This window comes from Xanthomonas arboricola (assembly GCF_003353015.1).
Classification (GTDB): Bacteria; Pseudomonadota; Gammaproteobacteria; order Xanthomonadales; family Xanthomonadaceae; genus Xanthomonas; species Xanthomonas arboricola_E.
The window spans coordinates 1-456 of the sequence record NZ_QREM01000015.1 but is presented as its reverse complement, the minus strand read 5'-3'; the positions used below and the strand labels follow the sequence as shown (position 1 = coordinate 456).

The window sequence follows — 456 nt, the reverse complement described above, 5'->3', positions numbered from 1 at the left end:
ATGCATATAGATGCAGCAGCACCTGCCATCTAAAAGAAAGAAATTTATTCTTACGAAAAATGTTGGCAATTCGAGCGAATGGTGCATCGATGCAGTTGACTGAACCCAGATTTCGGAAGAATATCAAAGTGTCTGGCACCAAGCCCCGCATAGCCAAGCAACAATTAAAAGGATTTAAAGTGAAAATAGAATCACGTGGATATTCAGGGAAGAAATCGCTTGCATGGGCGTTGTTGCTATTCATCACATCACTTGTTGCTGCCAATAGTTCAGTATATGCCGCGAATACTCGCTTTTGCTACGAAAGTGCATGTTTTCAAACACTCGGCGAAGCCGAATCAGAGATGCGAAGCCACTTTGCATACGGAAAATTCCTAGAGAGAAGTGGGACTGAAGTTGCATCCCCTCCGCCAAATTCCTCGATTCACCTTCTATACATTGCGCCGGATCAGCCAC

General features: G+C 44.3%; 2 protein-coding genes. Both read right to left on the bottom strand.

Annotated elements, in window-relative coordinates; translation table 11 throughout:
* A partial coding sequence (locus C0541_RS21465) for a hypothetical protein (protein WP_238601384.1) occupies window positions 1–244 on the bottom strand: 244 nt, incomplete at its 3' end.
* On the bottom strand, window positions 244–456 hold a 213-nt coding region (locus tag C0541_RS21460; protein ID WP_238601383.1), incomplete at its 5' end, for a hypothetical protein. The genes C0541_RS21460 and C0541_RS21465, both read right to left, overlap by 1 nt.